At 68.9% G+C, this 15,996-nt stretch carries 12 protein-coding genes; 6 read left to right on the plus strand and 6 right to left on the minus strand.

Annotated elements, in window-relative coordinates:
• Nucleotides 1-2 precede the first annotated feature (2 nt).
• Nucleotides 3-2,120, minus strand: a complete 2,118-nt coding sequence (locus MHZ35_RS07270; protein ID WP_239435008.1) for a TonB-dependent siderophore receptor — start codon at nucleotides 2,118-2,120, stop codon at nucleotides 3-5.
• A gap of 136 nt (nucleotides 2,121-2,256) precedes the next feature.
• Here MHZ35_RS07270 and MHZ35_RS07275 point away from each other — a divergent pair, with 136 nt between their 5' ends.
• The 4 genes from MHZ35_RS07275 to MHZ35_RS07290 are packed head-to-tail and all read left to right on the plus strand — an operon-like array spanning nucleotide 2,257 to nucleotide 7,551.
• A complete protein-coding gene (locus tag MHZ35_RS07275; protein ID WP_239435079.1) occupies nucleotides 2,257-2,979 on the plus strand; it encodes an ABC transporter ATP-binding protein in 723 nt (240 codons plus the stop codon).
• Complete coding sequence (locus tag MHZ35_RS07280; protein ID WP_239435009.1) at nucleotides 2,976-4,397, plus strand: ABC transporter permease; 1,422 nt, start codon at nucleotides 2,976-2,978, stop codon at nucleotides 4,395-4,397. The genes MHZ35_RS07275 and MHZ35_RS07280 overlap by 4 nt, the downstream gene beginning before the upstream one ends.
• A complete protein-coding gene (locus MHZ35_RS07285; RefSeq protein WP_239435010.1) occupies nucleotides 4,394-5,758 on the plus strand; it encodes an ABC transporter permease in 1,365 nt (454 codons plus the stop codon). Before MHZ35_RS07280 ends, MHZ35_RS07285 begins: the two co-directional genes overlap by 4 nt.
• A gap of 11 nt (nucleotides 5,759-5,769) precedes the next feature.
• Nucleotides 5,770-7,551, plus strand: coding sequence for a M14 family metallopeptidase (locus MHZ35_RS07290; RefSeq protein ID WP_239435011.1), 1,782 nt, complete (start codon nucleotides 5,770-5,772; stop codon nucleotides 7,549-7,551).
• Between the two features lie 68 nt (nucleotides 7,552-7,619).
• Here MHZ35_RS07290 and MHZ35_RS07295 read toward each other — a convergent pair whose 3' ends face one another.
• The gene (locus tag MHZ35_RS07295; RefSeq protein ID WP_239435012.1) at nucleotides 7,620-8,576 is read right to left on the minus strand and encodes a Tim44 domain-containing protein; all 957 of its coding nucleotides are present in this window, start codon (nucleotides 8,574-8,576) and stop codon (nucleotides 7,620-7,622) included.
• A 398-nt stretch (nucleotides 8,577-8,974) separates the two neighbouring features.
• On the opposite strand from MHZ35_RS07295, the gene MHZ35_RS07300 reads away from it, so the two are divergent.
• Nucleotides 8,975-10,297 (plus strand): cystathionine gamma-synthase family protein, encoded by a 1,323-nt coding sequence (locus MHZ35_RS07300; RefSeq protein WP_239435013.1) that lies wholly within the window; start codon nucleotides 8,975-8,977, stop codon nucleotides 10,295-10,297.
• A gap of 135 nt (nucleotides 10,298-10,432) precedes the next feature.
• Here the strand turns inward: MHZ35_RS07300 and MHZ35_RS07305 are convergent, their stop codons facing one another.
• The gene (locus MHZ35_RS07305) at nucleotides 10,433-10,639 is read right to left on the minus strand and encodes a hypothetical protein (RefSeq protein WP_132882403.1); all 207 of its coding nucleotides are present in this window, start codon (nucleotides 10,637-10,639) and stop codon (nucleotides 10,433-10,435) included.
• A 298-nt stretch (nucleotides 10,640-10,937) separates the two neighbouring features.
• Between MHZ35_RS07305 and MHZ35_RS07310 the strand changes: the two genes are divergently transcribed.
• Complete coding sequence (locus tag MHZ35_RS07310; protein WP_239435014.1) at nucleotides 10,938-13,355, plus strand: PAS domain S-box protein; 2,418 nt, start codon at nucleotides 10,938-10,940, stop codon at nucleotides 13,353-13,355.
• Nucleotides 13,356-13,450: 95 nt separating this feature from the next.
• On the opposite strand, the gene MHZ35_RS07315 is transcribed toward MHZ35_RS07310, so the two are convergent.
• Genes MHZ35_RS07315 through MHZ35_RS07325 form a run of 3 tightly spaced genes read right to left on the minus strand, consistent with a single transcriptional unit; the run spans nucleotide 13,451 to nucleotide 15,968 of the window.
• Nucleotides 13,451-13,819: a reverse transcriptase-like protein gene (locus MHZ35_RS07315; RefSeq protein WP_239435015.1), complete on the minus strand. Its 369-nt coding sequence runs from the start codon at nucleotides 13,817-13,819 to the stop codon at nucleotides 13,451-13,453.
• Entirely contained in the window at nucleotides 13,816-14,355 is a 540-nt protein-coding gene (locus MHZ35_RS07320) for a pseudouridine synthase (protein WP_239435016.1), read from the minus strand. The genes MHZ35_RS07315 and MHZ35_RS07320 overlap by 4 nt, the downstream gene beginning before the upstream one ends.
• On the minus strand, nucleotides 14,352-15,968 hold the full coding sequence (locus MHZ35_RS07325; RefSeq protein ID WP_239435017.1) for an NAD(P)/FAD-dependent oxidoreductase: 1,617 nt from the start codon (nucleotides 15,966-15,968) through the stop codon (nucleotides 14,352-14,354). Before MHZ35_RS07325 ends, MHZ35_RS07320 begins: the two co-directional genes overlap by 4 nt.
• Between the last annotated feature and the right edge of the window lie 28 nt (nucleotides 15,969-15,996).

Below are 15,996 nucleotides of genomic sequence, written 5' to 3' on the forward strand. Positions count from 1 at the left end.
CTTCAAAACCGCATCGTGACCGATCCCAGCACCGAGCGGGGAGCTCCCGGGTAGATCCACAGCGCACTGTAGCTGCTCTGCGCGTAGGTCTGGTCGAACAGGTTGTCGACTTCGATGCGCGCGGTGATCCGGTCGGTGAGCGGGTAGGCCGCGCTCGCCTTTGCCTTGAGATAGCCGTCGAGCCGCAGGTCGCCGCCGTCGAGCGCTGCCGCGCGCGGGCCGACATAGGTGCCGCCAGCGCTGAGATCGAGGTCGCGGCCCGCCACCGGCAGTGTCGCGAACAGCTGCAGCGTGCCCGAATGGCGCGGCACGTTGAGCACGTCGGCGCTGGCGAAGGCGGGGTCGCGCGCCTCCGCATCGGTGAAGGCATAGTTGCCGATCAGCCGCACGCCCGGCGCCAGGTCGATCTCGCCGTCCAGCTCAATGCCGCGCGAACGGATGCGCCCGACGGGGGCTAGGAAGTTCACGTCGACCGGATCGGTGGCCAGGATGTTGCGCTTGGACACGCTGAACCAGCTCAGGCCCGCGCGGAAGGCGGGCAGCACCAGCTTGGCGCCCACTTCATATCCTTTGCCTGTTTCGGGTGCGAAGGCGTTGCCATCGCGTCCGACGCTGGAATTGGGGCGGAAACCTTCACCCCAATTGGCGTGGAAGGCGAAGCGGGGATCGGGGCGGTAGCGGATGCCGGCGCGGAACTCGACGGGATCCCGCTTCAGCCGGCTGAGCTGTCCGGTACGCAGATTGTCGATGCGCTGATCGAGATGCTCGTAGCGGATGCCGCCGACGACGCTCAGCGTGTCCGTCGCCTCCCACATGTCCTGTGCGTAGAGCGCCACCGCCCGCCGCCGCTCGTTGGTGACGGTGAAGGGCACCAGCGGGCCGGCAGTGCCGCCGTAGACCGGATCGAACACGTTGATCGGGTAGGGATCGGCCGCGGTGGGGCGAAAACGCTCCTGATAGGTGTCGAAGTCGAGGTCGTAGAAGGTTGCGCCGACACTCGGCCGGTGGGTGCCGAACGCCTCGACGGTGCCGCGAATCTCCACGCGCGCCGACCAGTCGGTGAGGTTCCAGTCGCGCAGGCGGCGCTGGCGACGGACCGTCCCGTCCGGGAGCAGCGTCGAGGCCTCGCTCGAATAGCCGTAGATGCTGGCGTCGCGGTAGGCGCCACCGCCGACCAGAGACCAGCCGCCCCCCAGTGCCTGCTCCAGCGTCAGTTCATGCCGCCAGTTGGTGGAGGCGACGCGCCCATCGCCGGGTTCGCCCACGAAGCGATCGCGTGGCACTGCCTCGGCATCGTCGCCGATCGCCGGGATGCCGCGGTCGAACGGCGAGCGGAACTCGATATACTCGCCTTGGTAGGTGAGGGTCGTGCCCTCGGCCGGACGCCAGCTGACGGACGGTGCGAACAGCCGGCGGCGCAGGTCGACATAGTCGCGGAAGCCGTCGCTGTTCTCGATCGCGCCGACCAGCCGGATCGCGAGGCTGGGGTCGAGCAGCGATTCTACGTCGCCTTCCAGCCGATAGGTGTCGAACGATCCGGCGCTGGCGGTGAAGCTGCCGCCAGTGCGGAACTGCGGTTTCTTGGTCACGACGTTGACCACGCCGGCGGGATCGACCGAGCCGAACACGGCGCCGACCGGTCCCTTCAGCACCTCGATGCGCTCGACGTTGGCGGGATCGCGCGGCGGGCCGAAGCCGCGGTTGGCGAGGAAGCCGTCGACGAAATATTCCGCGCCGGTGTCCGGCGTGCCGAGGAAGCCGCGGATCGCGTAATTGTCGCGCAGGCCGCCCAGGTTGTTCTGCTGCGAGATGCCGCTGACGAGTTCGAGGGCGTCGGCCAGCCGGCGCACGCCATAGTCGTCCAGGATCGCGCGATCGAGTGCGATGCTCGCCTGCGACATGCGCTCCGTCACCACATCGGAGCCGTTGACCCGATCGATCCGGCGGCGGCCGAGCACGACGATGTCGTCGACGCTGCTGTGTTCGTGCTCGCGCGCTTCCGCCGGTTCTTCGGCGGGCAGCTCCTGCGCGGCAGCCGGCACAAACGTGGCGGACAACGCCATCGCCGATGCCGAGCCGCAGAAGGCGCCCAACCGCTTCACCGTCCGAAAGATGCGCATGCTATCCCCAATGTTGCTGATGCCGCCCGCCGCAGCGGGTTGCGTAATGTTACACCGTCTCATAGAGGCGGGATGCTGCAACGCAAGATCGAAAAGGCGAGGCCGAGAGTTGACCGACACGACCCCTGCATCCGACATGGCGATCACGCTTCGTGGCGTGCGCCACAGCTATGGCGACCGGCTGGTGCTGCGTGACCTGGACCTCATGGTCGCGCGCGGCGAGATCTACGCGCTGCTGGGCGGCAATGGTGCGGGCAAGTCGACCACGCTCAATGCGCTGTTGGGCTTTCTCGCGCCCTCGGCGGGGACGGTGCGGATCTGCGGCGTCGATCCGGTGGCGCAGCCGGCCGAGGCACGGGCGTTGCTAGCCTATGTGCCCGAGAGCGTCGCGCTCTACGAGCATCTGACCGCGCGCGAGAACGTCGACTATTTCCTTGCGCTGGCCGATGCGGAGCGGGGTCGCGAGGCGGTGATCGATCCCGCGCTGGATGCCGTCGGGCTGCCGCGCCACGCCTGGGACAAGCGCGTCAGCGGTTTTTCGAAAGGCATGCGGCAGAAGGTGGCGATCGCGCTGGCGCTCGCGCGTCATGTGCCGGTGCTGCTGCTCGACGAGCCGACCTCGGGGCTCGACCCGCAGGCGACGCTGGAGTTCAACCGGCTGCTCGCCACCGCGCGGGCGCGGGACGTCGCGATCCTGATGGTGACGCACGATCTGCTGAGCGCGGTCGACATCGCCGACCGCATCGGCTTCCTGAGCAACGGCCGGATCGAGGAGGAGCGGGTCGCCGCCGCTGGTGAGACCCGCTTCGATCTCAACGCGCTGCACGCCCGCTACGCGCATCCGCAGGTGCCGGCATGAGTGCGACGCTGCGGATCGCGCGCGAAGAGTGGCGCGCGCTGCTGCGCAACCGCGCCGGCGTGATCGCGACCGCGCTGCTGGTCGCCCTCGTGCTGGTGGCGAGCGTCGTCAGCCTGGAGCGTCGCGCGCGGATGGCGGCCGATCGGACGCGCTACCAGGCGAGCGCCGATGCGGAGTTCGACCGCCAGCCGGACCGCCATCCGCACCGCATGGTGCATTACGGGCAATTCGTGTTCCGCCCGATCGCCCCGCTCGCCTTCTTCGACGCCGGCGTCGACAGCTATACCGGCAACACGCTCTTCTTGGAGGGGCATCGCCAGAACAGCGCCAATTTCGCGGAGGCGCGCCAATCGTCGCTGCTGCTGCGCTTCGGGCAGCTCACCCCGGCGTTCGTGCTCCAGACGCTGGCACCGCTGCTGCTGATCTTTCTCGCCTTCACCAGCGTCGCGCGCGAGCGCGAGCGCGGCACGCTGCGGCTGCTGCTGGCGCAGGGGACCGACGGGCGCACCCTGCTTGCGGGCAAGCTGCTCGGCCATGCCGCGGTGGCGCTGGCAGTGGGCGCGCCGGCGTTTGCGGTGCTGATCGGCTTTGCGCTCACCGGCTCGGCAGGCTGGGGCACGACCCTGCTGCTGGTGCTGGGCTATGCCAGCTGGCTGTTGCTGTGGGCGCTGCTCGCGGTAGTGGTTTCCGCATTGGCGTCGCGATCGCGCGATGCGCTGGCCGTGCTGATCGGGCTGTGGATGGTGGGCGTGATCCTGTTGCCGCGGGCCTTGCCCGAGGTGGCGGCGGGCCGCGCCACGCTGCCGACGCGGATCGAGACCGAAGTGGCGCTGCACCGCGACCTCGCCGAGATCGGCGACAGCCACGACCCCGACGATCCCTATTTCGCCGAGTTCAAGGCGCGCACGCTCGCACGCTACGGCGTGTCGCGGGTCGAGGACCTGCCCGTGCAATACGCCGGGCTGGTGGGGATGGAGGGCGAGCGGCTGAGCACCGCCCTCTACGCGCGCGCCGCAGCCGACACCGCCGCGCGCGAGGCGACGCAGAACCGCTTCGTCCACGCCTTTGCCGCCGTCAGCCCGCTGATCGCGATCCGGCAGCTGTCGATGGCACTGACGGCCAGCGACCTCGCCGCGCATCTCGATTTCCTCGAGCAGGCGGAGGGGTTTCGCTATCGCTTCGTCCAGACGCTCAACCGGATGCAGGCGGAGCTGATCCCGCACATCGGCGGCGAAGACCCGCGCGTCTCGGCCGAGAACTGGAAGCGCGTGCCGCGCTTCGCTTACCAACCCTATGAACCGCTCACCGCCGAGCGTGGCACCATCGGCTGGAGCCTGGCGGTGCTGTTCGGCTGGCTGGCAGGGCTGGGGCTGCTCGCCGCCTTTGCCGCGCGCCGCATCGGGGGGATCGCACGATGAGCCGCCTTCACGCTGAACTCCGCCTGATCCTGCGCTCGCGACTGGGCGTGGTCTCGCTGGCGTTGCTGGCGCTGCTCGCCGCGCTCGCCGTCTGGTCCGGCATCGCGCAGGTGGCGCGGCAGGAAGCGACGATCGCCCGTGTTGCCGCCGAGCAGCAGCGCGATTTCGCCGCGGTCGCCGCCACCCACGGCAAGCCCGATGGGGACGCGGGCTACGCCGCCTATTACAGCTTCCTCCTCACCCACGACGCGCCGCCGCCGCTCGCCTTCGCCGCGATCGGCCAGCGCGACATCCAGCCGTTCGTGCTGCGGGTCCGCGCGCTCGGGCTGCAGCAGCAGCTCTATGATGCGGAGGCGGTGAATGCGGAGTTGGCGCTGCCGGGCGTGTTCGATTGGGCATTCGTGCTGGTCTATCTCGCGCCGCTGATCGTGATCGCGCTGACCCACGACCTCGTCACCGGCGAGCGGGAGGGCGGGCGGTTGCGACTGCTGCTGTCGATGCCTGGCCGCGGGCTGTGGCGGCGGCGCGTGGGCCTGCGCTACGCACTGGTGCTCGCCGCGGTTGCGCTGCCGTTCGTCGTCGGCGCGGCGCTCACCGCGGCACCGGTTGGGCCCGCGGCGGCGATGTTGCTGGTCGCGGCGCTCTATCTCGCCTTCTGGTTCGGCGTCGCGCTGCTGGTCGGCAGCCTCGTGCGCGCCTCCGCCACCGCAGCGGCATCGCTGATCGGCTGCTGGATCCTGCTGACCCTGGTCCTGCCAACGCTCGCCAATGCGGTGATCGCGCGGGCGATCCCGACCGCCAAGGGCATCGACCTGACGCTGGCGCAACGCGAGATCGTTCATCACGGCTGGGATGTGCCCAAGGCAGAGACGTTCGAGCGCTTCTTCGCGCGCCACCCCGAATGGCGCGGCCGCGAGGGGTTCGAAGGCCGCTTCCACTGGAAATGGTACTTCGCCATGCACCAGGTCGGCGACGAGGCGGTGGCCGGGGACGTTGCCGCCTACCGCGCCAGCCTCATCGCGCGCGAGCGCTGGAGCGCGCGCGCCGGCTATCTGCTGCCCGGGGTCGCCGCCCAGGGGGTGCTGCATCGGATCGCCGACACCGACCAATTCGGCCAGTTCGCGTACCAGGACAGCATCGCCGCCTTTCACCGGGAGCTGCGGCAGTTCTTCTATCCGTACCTGTTCGCCGACCGGCCGTTCACGCGCGCCGACTTCGACTGGATGCCGGCCTATGTGCCGCGTGCCCCTTCGGGCTCGATCCCGATCGCACCGCTGCTGGCGCTGCTCGCCGCGGCCGGGTTGCTGCTTGGCATCGGTGGCCGCCGGATTGCACAGATCAGCGGCGCCAGCCGCGCCTGAAAGGACCTTTCGTGACACTTCGTATCGCCGCCGGCCTGCTGGCCACCCTTGCCGCACCTTCCGTCCTGGCCCAGGAGCGCGCGCCCTTACCACCGGCGCTCGCCTGGTCGGGGCCAAGCGAGCGTTGGATCGCCAAGCCAGGCGACCCGTGGATCACCCCGGCCGAACGTGCCGGCTTTGCCGAGACGCCGAGCTATGCCGAAACCCGCGCCTGGCTGGACCGGCTGGTCGCCGCCTCGCCGCTGCTGACGCTGGAGAGCTTCGGCACCACGCCGGAGGGGCGCGACCTCTACTACGTCCGCGCCAGCAAGGGGGGAGGAAACAAACCGGTGGTGCTGATCCAGGCCGGCATCCACTCGGGCGAGATCGACGGCAAGGACGCCGGGTTGATGCTGCTGCGGGACATCGGCCTGCGCGGGAAGGCGGATCTGCTCGACGCGGTCGACCTGGTGTTCGTGCCGATCTACAACGCCGACGGGCACGAGCAGACCAGCCCCTATAATCGCCCTAACCAGCGCGGGCCGAACAATCCGGGGCTCCGGTCGACCGTGCAGAACATCAATCTCAACCGCGACTATGCCAAGGCCGACGCGCCGGAAACGCAGGCGATGCTGCGGTTGTTGAACCGGCTCGACCCGATCCTGTACATCGACATGCACGTGTCGGACGGCTTCGATCACGGCTATGACGTGACCTACACCTTCGCGGGCTGGGGACGGCACGTCCAGTCGCAGGCGATCACCCGCTGGCTGAACGGATCCTTCACGCAAGGCGTCGATGCGTTCGTGAAGCGCATGGGGCACAAGCCGCATTTCTATCCCAGCGCGATCGACGAGCGGGACCTGAGCAAGGGCCTGCGCGTCGCCGCCGAGGGACCGCGCTACTCGACCGGCTACGGCGACTTCGCCCGCATCCCGACGGTGCTGGTCGAGATGCACTGCCTCAAGCCCTATCGCCAGCGCGTGCTCGGCGCCTATGCGCTGATGGAGGGAGCGCTGCGTCATGCGGGCCGCGACGCCGCCGCGCTACGCGCCGCGATCGATGCCGACCGCGCCGCCCGTCCGAAGACGCTCGCGGTGCGCTGGGAGCGCGACGAGACTCCCCAGGCATGGGTGAAGTTCACCGGCATGGCGCTGGAACGCTATCGCTCGCCCGCCTCGGGCGAGGAGGAGGTGCGCTATGTCGCACGCACCCAGCCGCTCACGCTCCCGATCATCGGCCAGAAGCCGGTGGCGAGCGTCACCCTGCCGCAGGCGTGGTGGGTGCCGGCAAGCGCCAGCGCGGTGATCGCCCGGCTCGACCTCCACGGCATCCGCTACGACCGCATCGACGCACCGCGCACGCTCGACCTCGACATGGTGCGGCTGGCCGAGCCGAAGCTTGGGCCGGCGAGCGAGCAGCGGGTGATGGTCGCCGGCAGCTTCACGCACGAGCGGCGGCGCGAAACGCTGGCTGCCGGATCGGTCCGCGTGCCCTATGACCAGCCCAAGGGGTTGCTCGCGGCCGCGCTGCTGGAGGCGGAGGCGCCAGACTCGTTCCTCGCCTGGGGGTTCTTCCCCGGCATGCTCCAGAAATCGGGCGGCATGGAGCGCTATGCCAGCGCGCCGATGGCGGAGGCGATGCTGGCGCGCGACCCCGCACTGCGCACTGCGTTCGAGACCCGGCTGGCGGCCGATCCGGACTTCGCCGCGGACGGCGCCGCGCGGCTGGCCTGGTTCATCGAGCGGTCGCCCTACCGCGACGACCGCTACCTCCTCTATCCGATCGGACGGGAACTCCGCCCACTGCCCTAGCCACAAGACTGGGAGGGGCGGGCGAGCACGGCGAGCCGAGGCTCGCCGTGCATCGCGTCAGAAGCCCATCAGGCTTCCTGGATCGCCGAGAGGCGCCACTGGCCTTCGGCCCCGCGCTTGAAGGTCCACAGCTCGACCGCCTGGCTCGGCCGCTCCGGATCCCCCTCCACGACGGCGCCGCTGCTCCGGTCGAGCATCACGTCGATGCTCTCATACCGCATCGCAATGGTGGCGTAGTCGGCGTCCTCCTCGCGCCAGGCCTCCGACACCTCCGCGTCGATCAGTGCGGTCCCGGAGACGCTGTTGCGCCGGCCGGCGGTGGCGTTCTGGCTGAGTTCCTCGGCGAAATAGGACATCACCTCCGGCGTCGTGCGCGCACGCAGGCTCGCGAAATCCTCCTTGGAGAAGGCGTCCTGCACCTCGATCAGCAGCCGTTCGAAGTCGCGCCGGTCCGCGTCGACGATGTCGATGTCCTGACTGCGCGGTGCCACGGCGGCGCTGCGGAAGCCCTGGGAGAACGGCTGCTGCGGCGCCGGCTGCGGCTGGAAGCCGGCAAACGGGGACGCCATCGCGCCGCCATGCGCCCCGGCAAGCGCGGGCTTGCGACGGAACATGCGGAAGAGGAACCAGACGAGGCCGCCGATCAGGGCGACCTGGAGCAGCGCCATGAGCATCCCTGCGCCGGCAAGCGAACCCAGGCCGCCGCCGAGCAGCGCCCCGATCAGTCCGCCCGCGATGAGGCCGCCAAGCAGGCCTCTTCCCATGCCGCCGCGCCTGGCAGGAGCGGCCCTGCCAGCCTGCGTCGCCGGGCTCGAAGCAGCCGGCTTCTCCGTCATCGAACGCTGCACGGGAGCCGTGGACTTGGGAGCCACCGTGGTGGTGGCCGGTGCATCATAGGTGCGCGCGCCGCGGCTGCCGAAGCTTCCTCTCCGGCGCGCGTCCGCATCATCGGGAACGACAAGCATCGCTGCCACGGCGAGACCGGCCGCGATGGCGCCCAGGTTGCCGATCTTGAAGGAATTCATTGCTTTTCCTCGCATTGGGATTGGGTCGATTGCGCGATGGGGCTGCTGGCTCAAGCCGCGCCATTCCTGGCTGACGACGCGCCGCTGCGCCGGGTGCCCAGCGAAGCGGCACGCGGCGCATGGGGCAGGTCCTTCCAATCAGCGGCAGTCATCGCGAACTCCATGTTCGGGACTGGCCGGGGAATTGTGAAATCAGCCAGGCCCCTCATGCTCTGCGGTCCGACATCACACCACGTCGTGGGGTGTCAGAGGGGCCCGGCCCGCTCCCGCAAGCTAGGCGAGGGCGGCCGGCGCTTCAAGTGCGTCCAGCTCCAACCGGCGCCGGTGGCGACCGGAAACGGATGGCGAGCGGTCCAGGAACGGCTAGGGTGATCGACAAACAAGCAGAGAGGACTGCCATGAGCGGATCATCGAACCCCGAAACCGAAGCCGAAATCACCGGGGCCACGACCCGCCGCCGGCCACGGCCGGAGATACTGGAGGTGGGCGGCCGCCGCCTTTCCCCCTCCACGCTGATGATGGGTCACGCCTATGATCCGGCGCTGTCCGAAGGCTCGCTGAAGCCGCCGATCTTCCTGACCTCGACCTTCGTGTTCGAGAATGCCGCCGCCGGCAAGCGCCACTTCGAAGGGGTGACCGGTAAGCGGCCGGGCGGGGTCGACGGCCTCGTCTACTCGCGCTTCAACGGGCCGAACCAGGAGATCCTCGAGGATCGGCTGGGCATCTGGGAAGATGCGGAGGACGCGCTGGTCTTTTCCTCCGGCATGTCGGCGATCGCGACGCTGATGCTGGCGCTGGTGAAGCCCGGCGACGTGATCGTGCATTCCGCCCCGCTCTATGCCGCGACCGAAACCCTGATCGGCCGCATTCTCGGCCGCTTCGGCGTGACCTTCCTCGATTTTCCGGCGGGCGCCACCGAGGAAGAGATCGCAGCGGTGATTGAGCGGGCGAAGGCGCAGGGCAACGTCTCGCTGATCTATCTCGAGAGTCCCGCCAACCCCACCAACGCACTGGTCGACATCGAGGCGGTGGCGCGCGTGCGCGACCGCCTGCTCGGCGACACCGTGCCGCCGATCGCGATCGACAACACCTTTCTCGGTCCGCTCTGGCAGCAGCCGCTGCGGCATGGCGCGGACCTGGTGGTCTACAGCCTGACCAAATATGCGGGCGGCCATTCGGACCTGGTCGCGGGCGGCATTTCGGGCGCCAAGAAGTGGATCGACCCGGTCCGCATGATGCGCAACACCATCGGCACGATCTGCGATCCGAACACGGCCTGGATGCTGCTGCGCAGCCTGGAGACGCTGGAGTTGCGGATGAGCCGTGCCGGCGAGAATGCGGCCAAGGTCTGCGCGTTTCTGCGCGATCATCCCAAGGTGGAGAGCGTGGGCTACCTGGGGTTCCTAAAGGAAGGGAGCCGCCAGGCGGATATCTACCAGCGGCATTGCAGCGGGGCGGGATCGACCTTCTCGCTGTACCTGAAGGGCGGGGAGCGCGAGAGCTTCGCCTTCCTCGACAACCTCAAGATCGCGAAGCTCGCGGTGAGCCTGGGCGGTACGGAGACGCTCGCTTCCTGTCCGGCGGCGATGACGCATCTGTCGGTTCCGGACCAGCGCAAGCAGGACCTGGGCATCACGGACAACCTCGTGCGCATCTCCATCGGCGTCGAGAATGCCGAGGACCTCATCGCCGACTTCGACCAGGCCCTGAAGGCGGTGTGACGGCCACGCGTCCCGCCCCATGCACGTGGGGCGGGATGATTAAACCAACGCGCTTTCTCCAGCGCCGCCGACCCGGCGTCGTTGGAGGATCCCGCGGCCAGCCCGCGTGCTACTTCCGCCGCAGCGAACGCGGGTTCAGGCGCTGCGCCCGAGCGCCGCATCTTCCCGCGGCTCGGTACGCGGAAGCAGGGAGAGCTGTGAAAGAAGGAACGGCAGATCGCCGGTGATCAGCGTATCGTGCGGAAGCGCGAAGGCGTCCTGCAGCAGAGTGCCCAGCACCGGCGCCCCTTTCCCGGCGGCGGGGGCCTTGGGCGCGTGGGACGGTTCGGTCTCGTGCATCATTCTCTCCTGAGCGGACGCTAGCTCGAACGTCGGCGGCCGCAACGCCTTATGTCGTGCGCCGCTTCCAATCGGCGCTCGTACGCCTCGCTTGGGCTTTCCGTCACCGTCAGCGCCGGTAACCCGGCGTTTCGGGCAGGGGCTGCAACGCCCGGGGGTGGCACCAACACCCTTCAGGTACGTTCAGTGGCTTCCCGTTCCGTTGCGTTCCGCTACACGCCAGAGAGGGCGCCCGGTTGATGAGGAAGGGTGGAGCGGTGCTGCGGCGCCGTCGAAGAAGAAGGTGGGCGATCAAGGGCTGATGACTGGCACGAACGAAGAACTGCAGAGCCGTCTGGAAGCGCTGGAAGCCGAAGCCACGCACCTGCGAGCACAACTCGGCCGCGCGCGTACGATCCTCGACAGCAGCGCCGACTTCGCCGTGGTCGCAGGGCGGGAGAAAGCGGACGTCGCCGCAGCACTGGAGGCCAGCGAACTCCAGTTCCGCACCTTCGCTCAAGCCATGCCCAACCAGATCTGGGCTGCGCGGCCGGACGGCGCGATCTATTGGTTCAACGACCAGGTCTACGCCTATTCGGGCTGGTCCGCGGACGAACTCCTCGGCGCGGATGGCTGGCAGCGCTTCGTCCACCCGGAGGATGTTCCCCCGACCGTCGAAGCCTGGCGCCAGGCGCGCGCGCGCGGTGATGTGTACGAGCACGAATATCGCCTGCGAAATCGCGAGGGGGAGTACCGCTGGTTCCTGACCCGCGGCGAGCCGGTCCGCGACGAAGAGGGCAACGTCACCGGCTGGGTCGGCACCAACACCGACATCGAGGATCAGAAGCAGAGCGAGGCCACCAGCGTCGCCGATCGCGATCGGCTGTGGTCGATGTCGCAGGAGCTGATGCTGGTCTGCACCTTCGAAGGGGTGATCACCGCGGTGAACCCCTCGGCAAAGCGTCTGCTGGGGTGGGATGAGGCCGAGATGGTCGGCGCGCGTCTCGCAGACTTCCTCCACCCCGACGATCTCGTCGCGACCGCCGCAGAGGTCGAGAAGCTCGGCGACGGCGTCACCACGCTGGCGTTCGAGAACCGCTATCGCACCCGGTCGGGCGACTATCGCCTGCTTGCCTGGACTGCGGTTCCGGAAGCCGGGCGCATCCATGCGGTCGCGCGGGACATCACCAACGAGCGGCAGTTGGCCCTGGAGCGCGAGCGCATCTGGAAGCTGTCGCCCGTGTTGAAGGTGGTGACCAACTCCGAAGGCTTTATCACCGACGTCAACCCGTCGTGGACGACGCTGCTGGGGTGGAGCCGGGAGGAATCGGTGGGCCAGCGCAGCACGGAGTTCGTGCTGGAGGAAGAGGCCAGCTGGCAGGCGCGGGTGGAGACGCTGGCATCCGGCAAGCCGCTGCGGAACTACCGCATGTCCCTGCGGACGAAGCATGGCGAAAGCCGGCTGGTGGAATGGACCACCGTCCCGGAGAACGGCATGTTCTATGGCTTCGGCCGCGACATCACCGCAGAGGCGGCAGCGGCCGTCGCGCTGGAGCAAGCCGAGGCGGCGCTGCGCCAGTCGCAGAAGATGGAGGCGGTCGGCCAGCTGACCGGCGGCATCGCGCACGATTTCAACAATCTGCTGACCGGCATCACCGGCAGCCTGGAGATATTGGAGGTGCGGATCGCACAAGGGCGGTTCGGCGAGGTGGAGCGCTATGTGGCTGCCGCGCGCGGCGCCGCCAAGCGTGCGGCCTCCCTGACCCACCGGCTGCTCGCCTTCTCCCGGCGCCAGACGCTCGATCCGAAGCCCACGGCCGTGAACCGGCTGATCGACGGCATGGAAGAGCTGATCCGTCGCACCGTGGGACCGGAAATCGAGGTGGAGGTGGTCGGTGCCGCCGGCCTTTGGGCGACGCTGGTCGATCCCAACCAGCTCGAGAACGCGCTGCTGAACCTCTGCATCAACGCGCGCGACGCGATGCCGGAGGGCGGGCGCCTGACGATCGAGACGTGCAACCGCTGGATCGATCGCCGTGCGGCACGGGAACGAGACCTGGAGCCTGGGCAATATGTCTCGCTGTGCGTGTCCGATACGGGTGTCGGCATGTCCCGGGAGGTGATCGACAAGGCGTTCGATCCCTTCTTCACGACGAAGCCGATCGGAGCGGGTACGGGGCTCGGCCTTTCGATGGTCTACGGCTTTGCGCGGCAGTCCGGCGGCCTCGCGCGCATCTATTCCGAAGTCGGCGAAGGCTCGATGGTCTGCCTCTACCTGCCGCGGCACCATGGCGAGGCGGAACCGGAGCCTGAGCTCGGCACGCTTGCCGATGCGGAGCAGGCCGGTCAGGGCGAGACGGTGCTGGTGGTGGACGACGAACCGACCGTCCGGATGCTGGTGATCGAGGTGCTCGACGAACTCGGTTATTCGGCACTGGAGGCAGGCGACGGGGCAGCCGGGCTCAAGATCCTTCAGTCGGATGCGCGGATCGACCTGCTGGTGACCGACATCGGCCTGCCGGGCGGCATGAACGGGCGCCAGATGGTGGATGCCGCGCGCCAGAGCCGGGCGGATCTCGAGGTGCTCTTCATCACGGGCTATGCCGAAAACGCGCTGATCGGGAACGGCCAGCTGGAACCGGGCATGCACGTCATGACCAAGCCCTTCGCCATGGAGACGCTTGCCTCCCGCATCCGGGAACTCATCGCCAGGGGCGTGGAGCGGCGTCTGCAAGCCTAGGCGATGCGGGCAGGCACCGAGGGCCAGTAGCGGCGCTGCCCGTCGTGCTCGGCGGTGGTGAGGCCTTGCCTCGCCGAAGCGCGGACCGGGCTGCGTCAGCGTGCGTGCAGCGCCGCCAATGCGATGCCGGCGAGGTTCTGGCTCCGCTTGACGTACCGGATGCGGGTCCGGCCCTCCGGCCTCGGTATCTGCTGGAAGCGCTCGAAGTGTTGCAGGCAGGAAGGCGGGCATCGCACCAGGCCGTTCGCCTGCGCGATCACCGCTGCCGCGTCCCCCAGCAGAACGGCGTCCTTCACACCGAGCGCATGGGCGCGGTGCATCGCCTCGATCAGCGCGAGCCACTCGGCATCCATGCTGGTGCCGGGGCCGAGCCCGCGCTGGACATGGCTCCGTCCGCCCACGACGACCGCCAGCTCCATGCCGATCGGCAAAGGCCGGCAGCCGCCGTCGAAGAACAGCTTCACGCCTCGCGCCATTCGCCCGGCGAAAGATCGCCGAGCGTCCAATCGCCGATCCGCCAGCGGACCAGCCGCAAGGTCGGGTGGCCGACCGCCGCGGTCATCCGGCGTACCTGCCGGTTGCGGCCCTCTCGGATCGTGAGCTTCAGCCAGCAGTCGGGGATGCTTGCGCGAACGCGGATCGGCGGGTCCCGCGGCCAAAGCGCCGGATCCTCGATCCACTCCACCTCCGCGGGCCGCGTCGGCCCATCGTTCAACAGCACCCCGGTTCGCAGCCGATCGAGCGTTCGCTCCTCGGGAGTCCCCTCTACCTGGACGAGATAGGTCTTCGGCAGCTTGAAGCGCGGGTCGGCGATGCGTGCCTGCAGCCGCCCGTCGTCCGTCAGGAGCAAGAGTCCCTCGCTGTCCCGGTCGAGCCGCCCGGCCGGGTAGACGCCGGGGATCTTCACGAAGTCCGACAGCGTGGCACGGGTCCTCGGGCTGCCGCGGTCGGTGAACTGGCTCAGCACCCCATAGGGCTTGTTGAAGAGGACCAGCGTCATTGCGCGCCGAGGCTCTGCGCCACGGCTTCGGCGACCTTGATGCCGTCCACGGCCGCGGACAGGATCCCACCGGCATAGCCCGCGCCCTCGCCGGCCGGGAACAGGCCCGCGGTGTTGAGGCTCTGGAAATCGTCGCCGCGCGTGAAGCGCACGGGCGAGGAGGTGCGCGTCTCGACGCCGGTCATCACCACGTCGGGATGGTCATAGCCCTGGATCTGGCGCCCGAAGACCGGCAGCGCCTCGCGCATCGCCGCGATCACGAAGTCGGGAAGGCATTCGGCGAGGTCGGTGGGGTGCACGCCGGGGCGGTACGACGGAACCACTGAGCCGAGCGAGGTGGAGGGGCGGCCCGCCAGAAAATCCCCGAGCCGCTGGGCGGGGGCCTTGTAGTTGGAGCCGCCGGCGACGAAAGCGCGCTCTTCCCAATGGCGCTGGAGGGCGATGCCCGCGAGCGGGTCGCCCGGATAGTCGCGGGCAGGATCGATCGCCACGACGAAGCCGGAGTTGGCGTTGCGCTCGTTGCGCGAATATTGACTCATGCCGTTGGTGGCGACCCGGCCTTCTTCCGACGTCGCGGCGACCACCGTGCCGCCGGGACACATGCAGAAGCTGTAGACCGTCCGCCCATTCGAGCAGTGGTGCGAGATGTGGTACTCTGCCGCACCCAGGATGCGGTTGCCGGCGTCCTGCCCGAAGCGGGCGCGGTCGATCCAGGATTGCGGATGCTCGATGCGGACGCCGATCGAGAACGGCTTGGCCTCCGCATAGACCCCAGCCTCGTGAAGCATCGCAAAGGTGTCGCGGGCACTGTGCCCGATGGCCAGGACGACCCGCTCGGCCGGCAGATATTCGCCGCCGTTCAGGTGCAGTCCGCGCAGGCGCCGTTCGCCCGAGCCGTCGGTCGCGATGTCCAATCCGTCGACCCGGGTGGAAAAGCGGTACTCACCGCCCAGCGCCTCGATCGTCTCGCGCATGCTCTCCACCATCGTCACGAGGCGGAAGGTGCCGATATGCGGATGCGCTTCCGTCAGGATCTCCGGGGGGGCACCCGCCTTGACGAACTCGGTCAGGACCTTGCGGTTGAGATGGCGCGGGTCCTTGATGCGGCTGTAGAGCTTGCCGTCCGAGAAGGTGCCGGCGCCGCCCTCGCCATATTGCACGTTGGACTCCGGGTTGAGCACGCTGCGGCGCCACAGCCCCCAGGTGTCCTTGGTACGTTCGCGCACCACCTTGCCGCGCTCCAGCACGATCGGGCGGAAGCCCATCTGCGCGAGGATCAGGGCGGCGAAGAGCCCGCACGGGCCGGCGCCGATGACGACGGGACGCGGGGCGTCGGCCGGCGCCGTGCCGATCGGGCGATAGCGCGTGTCGGGCGTCGGCTGCACATGCGGGTCGCGCCGGAACTTTGCGAGGACGGTGGATTCGTTCTTCAGCGAAACGTCGACCGAGTAGACGAGCTGGATGTCGGTCCGGTCGCGCGCATCATGGCCGCGCCGCGCGACCGAAAAGCGGACGAGCTCGCGAGGGGTGATGCGCAGCCGCTTGGTAATCGCTGCCGACAGCGCCTCGTCGGCATGGTGGAGCGGCAATTTCAACTCGGTGATGCGGATCATGGCCGCGCCTTACATCGAGATCCGCGCG

Source organism: Sphingomonas sp. ACRSK, assembly GCF_022346685.1.
GTDB lineage: Bacteria > Pseudomonadota > Alphaproteobacteria > Sphingomonadales > Sphingomonadaceae > Sphingomonas > Sphingomonas molluscorum.

Coding starts and splice junctions, on each gene's coding strand:
- MHZ35_RS07270 (WP_239435008.1), bottom strand. CDS start 2,120: ATGCGCATCTTTCGGACGGTGAAGCGGTTGGGCGCCTTCTGCGGCTCG.
- MHZ35_RS07275 (WP_239435079.1), top strand. CDS start 2,257: ATGGCGATCACGCTTCGTGGCGTGCGCCACAGCTATGGCGACCGGCTG.
- MHZ35_RS07280 (WP_239435009.1), top strand. CDS start 2,976: ATGAGTGCGACGCTGCGGATCGCGCGCGAAGAGTGGCGCGCGCTGCTG.
- MHZ35_RS07285 (WP_239435010.1), top strand. CDS start 4,394: ATGAGCCGCCTTCACGCTGAACTCCGCCTGATCCTGCGCTCGCGACTG.
- MHZ35_RS07295 (WP_239435012.1), bottom strand. CDS start 8,576: ATGAATTCCTTCAAGATCGGCAACCTGGGCGCCATCGCGGCCGGTCTC.
- MHZ35_RS07300 (WP_239435013.1), top strand. CDS start 8,975: ATGAGCGGATCATCGAACCCCGAAACCGAAGCCGAAATCACCGGGGCC.
- MHZ35_RS07305 (WP_132882403.1), bottom strand. CDS start 10,639: ATGATGCACGAGACCGAACCGTCCCACGCGCCCAAGGCCCCCGCCGCC.
- MHZ35_RS07310 (WP_239435014.1), top strand. CDS start 10,938: ATGACTGGCACGAACGAAGAACTGCAGAGCCGTCTGGAAGCGCTGGAA.
- MHZ35_RS07320 (WP_239435016.1), bottom strand. CDS start 14,355: ATGACGCTGGTCCTCTTCAACAAGCCCTATGGGGTGCTGAGCCAGTTC.
- MHZ35_RS07325 (WP_239435017.1), bottom strand. CDS start 15,968: ATGATCCGCATCACCGAGTTGAAATTGCCGCTCCACCATGCCGACGAG.